This is a genomic window from Terrabacter sp. Soil810, assembly GCF_001429645.1.
Classification (GTDB): domain Bacteria; phylum Actinomycetota; class Actinomycetes; order Actinomycetales; family Dermatophilaceae; genus Terrabacter.
Genome location: NZ_LMSW01000009.1, coordinates 1 through 5,643, shown reverse-complemented (window position 1 = coordinate 5,643; position 5,643 = coordinate 1). Strand labels below are relative to the sequence as shown.

The window sequence follows — 5,643 nt, the reverse complement described above, 5'->3', positions numbered from 1 at the left end:
TCCGGTAGGCTTTGGGGGTGGTGCCGCTGATTCCAAGCGGGTTGGGCCTGGTCGTCCTGAAGGGCGGTTCGCGGGTTTGACTCCCAAGCTTGAGGCGGGTAAGTTTGAAGGGTTGCCCCGGAGGCTGGCTCGTTGAGCTGGTTGATGGTGTGTGTCCGATTCTTGAGAACTCAACAGCGTGTCAAAAATCGATGCCAATTACCTCGTCGAGGGGCCTGGCCGGTTGATCTTCGTCCTCTAGTGGCGTGGTGACGGTCTGGTTTCTGGCGAATTATCCTTTGGTTGAATTGAACTTCTAGCTTTTTGAGCTGGTTGTTCGACTTCAGTCAGGTTTTCGAGCCCTTCATGGGTTCAAAGTTTGCTCGCTCTCGTTTCGGGGGTGGGTGTTTGAACATCAACGGAGAGTTTGATCCTGGCTCAGGACGAACGCTGGCGGCGTGCTTAACACATGCAAGTCGAACGGTGATGATCAAGCTTGCTTGGTCTGATCAGTGGCGAACGGGTGAGTAACACGTGAGTAACCTGCCCCAGACTCTGGGATAACCCCGGGAAACCGGAGCTAATACCGGATATGACACCAATCCGCATGGGTATGGTGTGGAAAGTTTTTCGGTCTGGGATGGACTCGCGGCCTATCAGCTTGTTGGTGAGGTAGTGGCTCACCAAGGCGACGACGGGTAGCCGGCCTGAGAGGGCGACCGGCCACACTGGGACTGAGACACGGCCCAGACTCCTACGGGAGGCAGCAGTGGGGAATATTGCACAATGGGCGAAAGCCTGATGCAGCGACGCCGCGTGAGGGATGACGGCCTTCGGGTTGTAAACCTCTTTCAGCAGGGAAGAAGCGAAAGTGACGGTACCTGCAGAAGAAGCACCGGCTAACTACGTGCCAGCAGCCGCGGTAATACGTAGGGTGCGAGCGTTGTCCGGAATTATTGGGCGTAAAGAGCTTGTAGGTGGTTTGTCGCGTCTGCTGTGAAAATCCGAGGCTCAACCTCGGACTTGCAGTGGGTACGGGCAGACTAGAGTGTGGTAGGGGAGACTGGAATTCCTGGTGTAGCGGTGGAATGCGCAGATATCAGGAGGAACACCGATGGCGAAGGCAGGTCTCTGGGCCATTACTGACACTGAGAAGCGAAAGCATGGGGAGCGAACAGGATTAGATACCCTGGTAGTCCATGCCGTAAACGTTGGGAACTAGGTGTGGGTCTCATTCCACGAGATCCGTGCCGCAGCTAACGCATTAAGTTCCCCGCCTGGGGAGTACGGCCGCAAGGCTAAAACTCAAAGGAATTGACGGGGGCCCGCACAAGCGGCGGAGCATGCGGATTAATTCGATGCAACGCGAAGAACCTTACCAAGGCTTGACATACACCGGAATCACTCAGAGATGGGTGCGTCTTCGGACTGGTGTACAGGTGGTGCATGGTTGTCGTCAGCTCGTGTCGTGAGATGTTGGGTTAAGTCCCGCAACGAGCGCAACCCTCGTTCTATGTTGCCAGCACGTCATGGTGGGGACTCATAGGAGACTGCCGGGGTCAACTCGGAGGAAGGTGGGGATGACGTCAAATCATCATGCCCCTTATGTCTTGGGCTTCACGCATGCTACAATGGCCGGTACAAAGGGCTGCGAAACCGCGAGGTGGAGCGAATCCCAAAAAACCGGTCTCAGTTCGGATTGGGGTCTGCAACTCGACCCCATGAAGTCGGAGTCGCTAGTAATCGCAGATCAGCAACGCTGCGGTGAATACGTTCCCGGGCCTTGTACACACCGCCCGTCAAGTCACGAAAGTCGGTAACACCCGAAGCCGGTGGCCCAACCCTTGTGGGGGGAGCCGTCGAAGGTGGGACTGGCGATTGGGACTAAGTCGTAACAAGGTAGCCGTACCGGAAGGTGCGGCTGGATCACCTCCTTTCTAAGGAGCAACTCGCCTCGGCCGTCATGGTCTGTGGCGCAGTGGCCTCGCCACCGGCGAATGTCTGGTGGGGGGTGCTCAAGGGTGGAACATCGATTATTTGGCGCTCTCCTGGTCGTCGCACACAAGTACTTGCTGGTTTCAGCAGTGGAACGTGGTGGTGGTCGGGTGGGTGCCTGACACGTTGTTGGGTCCTGAAGGATCGGACGACGCATGCTAGGCCCGGTTTGTTCCGGGTCTCTGGTGTGTGCCGGCTGGTTTCTTCTGGTCGTGGGCCCCGCCGATAGCTCAGCTGGTCTGGGTTGGGTGTGGGGTGCCGGTTGTATTTTGAGAACTTCACAGTGGACGCGAGCATCTTTGTGGCCAAGTTTTTAAGGGCACACGGTGGATGCCTTGGCACCAGGAACCGAAGAAGGACGTAGGAATCTGCGATAAGCCTCGGGTAGTCGATAACCAGACTGTGATCCGAGGATTTCCGAATGGGGAAACCCGGCTGGAGGCAAGTCCAGTCACCCGCACCTGAATATATAGGGTGTGTGGAGGGAACGTGGGGAAGTGAAACATCTCAGTACCCACAGGAAGAGAAAACAACATGTGATTCCGTGAGTAGTGGCGAGCGAAAGCGGATGAGGCTAAACCGGGCGTGTGTGATAGCTGTCAGGCGTTGCACGTTCGGGGTCGTGGGACCCGCCAACTGGTTCTGACAAGCCGGTAGGGAGTAAGAAATCTGCGTCATAGTCGAAGAGCATTGAATGGCTCGGCATAGAGGGTGCGACCCCCGTAGACGAAATGGTGTGGACTCCCGGTGGATTTCCCAAGTAGCACGGGGCCCGAGAAATCCCGTGTGAATCTGGCAGGACCACCTGCTAAGCCTAAATATTCCCTGGTGACCGATAGCGGACAAGTACCGTGAGGGAAAGGTGAAAAGTACCCCGGGAGGGGAGTGAAATAGATCCTGAAACCGTGTGCCTACAATCCGTTGGAGCCTCCCGCCGTTGGGCGTGTGGGGTGACAGCGTGCCTTTTGAAGAATGAGCCTGCGAGTTAGTGCTCAGTGGCGAGGTTAACCCGTGTGGGGAAGCCGTAGCGAAAGCGAGTCCGAATAGGGCGTTTGAGTCGCTGGGTCTAGACCCGAAGCGGAGTGATCTACCCATGGCCAGGTTGAAGCGCAGGTAAGACTGCGTGGAGGACCGAACCCACTTAGGTTGAAAACTGAGGGGATGAGCTGTGGGTAGGGGTGAAAGGCCAATCAAACTCCGTGATAGCTGGTTCTCCCCGAAATGCATTTAGGTGCAGCGTCACGTGTTTCTTACCGGAGGTAGAGCTACTGGATAGCTAATGGGCCTCACCAGGTTACTGACGTTAGCCAAACTCCGAATGCCGGTAAGTGAGAGCGTGGCAGTGAGACTGCGGGGGATAAGCTCCGTAGTCGAGAGGGAAACAGCCCAGATCACCAGCTAAGGTCCCTAAGCGTGTGCTAAGTGGGAAAGGATGTGGAGTTGCTGTGACAACCAGGAGGTTGGCTTAGAAGCAGCCACCCTTTAAAGAGTGCGTAATAGCTCACTGGTCAAGTGATTCCGCGCCGACAATGTAGCGGGGCTCAAGCACACCACCGAAGCTGTGGCATTGACATACTGCTCGGCACCGACACCTGCGGGTTCGGTGTCCAGGCGTGTTGATGGGTAGGGGAGCGTCGTGTGGCCAGGGAAGCGGCGGTGTGAACCAGCCGTGGAGGCCACACGAGTGAGAATGCAGGCATGAGTAGCGAATGACGGGCGAGAAACCCGTCCGCCGAATAACCAAGGGTTCCAGGGTCAAGCTAATCTGCCCTGGGTAAGTCGGGACCTAAGGCGAGGCCGACAGGCGTAGTCGATGGACATCCGGTTGATATTCCGGAACCGGCGAAGAACCGCCCATGATGAACCCAGTGATGCTAAGTGCCTGAAGCACGCCCACCGGACCTTCGGGTCCATCGGGTGTGTGGAGCGCACGACCCGATCTGGTAGTAGTCAAGCGATGGAGTGACGCAGGAAGGTAGCCTCCGCGTGGCGATGGTTGTCCACGTCCAAGGGTGTAGGGCGCGATCCAGGCAAATCCGGATCGCATGAAGCCTGAGACCTGATAGTGACCGCGAATGCGGGAAGAGGGTGATCCTATGCTGCCGAGAAAAACTTCTAGCGAGGTTCGAGCCGCCCGTACCCCAAACCGACTCAGGTGGTTAGGTAGAGAATACCAAGGCGATCGAGTGAATCGTGGTTAAGGAATTCGGCAAAATACCCCCGTAACTTCGGGAGAAGGGGGGCCCTGATCGTGACGACACTTGCTGTCCGAGCGTGATCGGCCGCAGAGACCAGGGAGAAGCGACTGTTTACTAAAAACACAGGTCCGTGCCAAGTCGCAAGACGATGTATACGGACTGACGCCTGCCCGGTGCTGGAACGTTAAGGGGACCGGTTAGCCTCACGGCGAAGCTGAGAACTTAAGCGCCAGTAAACGGCGGTGGTAACTATAACCATCCTAAGGTAGCGAAATTCCTTGTCGGGTAAGTTCCGACCTGCACGAATGGCGTAACGACTTCTCCACTGTCTCAACCACGAACTCGGCGAAATTGCACTACGAGTAAAGATGCTCGTTACGCGCAGCAGGACGGAAAGACCCCGGGACCTTTACTACAGCTTGGTATTGGTGTTCGGTACGGCTTGTGTAGGATAGGTGGGAGACTATGAAATCGTCACGTCAGTGATGGTGGAGTCAACGTTGAAATACCACTCTGGTCGTTCTGGATATCTAACCTCGGTCCGTGATCCGGATCAGGGACAGTGCCTGGTGGGTAGTTTAACTGGGGCGGTTGCCTCCTAAAAGGTAACGGAGGCGCCCAAAGGTTCCCTCAGCCTGGTTGGTAATCAGGTTTCGAGTGTAAGTGCACAAGGGAGCTTGACTGTGAGACAGACATGTCGAGCAGGGACGAAAGTCGGGACTAGTGATCCGGCGGTGGCTTGTGGAAGCGCCGTCGCTCAACGGATAAAAGGTACCCCGGGGATAACAGGCTGATCTTGCCCAAGAGTCCATATCGACGGCATGGTTTGGCACCTCGATGTCGGCTCGTCGCATCCTGGGGCTGGAGTAGGTCCCAAGGGTTGGGCTGTTCGCCCATTAAAGCGGTACGCGAGCTGGGTTTAGAACGTCGTGAGACAGTTCGGTCCCTATCCGCTGTGCGCGTAGGAAACTTGAGAAAGGCTGTCCCTAGTACGAGAGGACCGGGATGGACGAACCTCTGGTGTGTCAGTTGTTCTGCCAAGAGCACCGCTGATTAGCTACGTTCGGAAGTGATAACCGCTGAAAGCATCTAAGCGGGAAGCACGTTTCAAGATGAGGTTTCCAGGCCCGCAAGGGCGAGAGGCTCCCAGCTAGACTACTGGGTTGATAGGCCGGATGTGGAAGCACAGCAATGTGTGGAGCTGACCGGTACTAATAAGCCGATAACTTGACTCACAAAGATGCTACGCGTCCACTGTGCAGTTCCCGAGATACAAACGGGAACATGCAACCATGACAGCCCTGGGCCACAGGCTGCATGACCACGAATTTGATATCTCCATAGAGTTTCGGCTGTCATAGCGAAGGGGAAACGCCCGGCTCCATTCCGAACCCGGAAGCTAAGCCCTTCAGCGCCGATGGTACTGCACTGGTGACGGTGTGGGAGAGTAGGACGCAGCCGGACACACTTT

General features: G+C 56.3%; 3 rRNA genes. All 3 read left to right on the top strand.

Annotation, left to right across the window (positions count from 1 at the left end):
- Nucleotides 1–394 precede the first annotated feature (394 nt).
- The 3 genes from ASG96_RS05795 (at nucleotide 395) to rrf (ending at nucleotide 5,636) form a co-directional block, all read left to right on the top strand.
- A 16S ribosomal RNA gene (locus tag ASG96_RS05795) occupies nucleotides 395–1,916 on the top strand.
- 361 nt (nucleotides 1,917–2,277) lie between these two features.
- Nucleotides 2,278–5,407: ribosomal RNA gene (locus ASG96_RS05790) — 23S ribosomal RNA — on the top strand.
- 112 nt (nucleotides 5,408–5,519) lie between these two features.
- Nucleotides 5,520–5,636, top strand: a 5S ribosomal RNA gene (gene rrf, locus ASG96_RS05785).
- The 16S, 23S and 5S rRNA genes sit together here, the layout of an rRNA operon.
- Nucleotides 5,637–5,643: the final 7 nt, after the last annotated feature.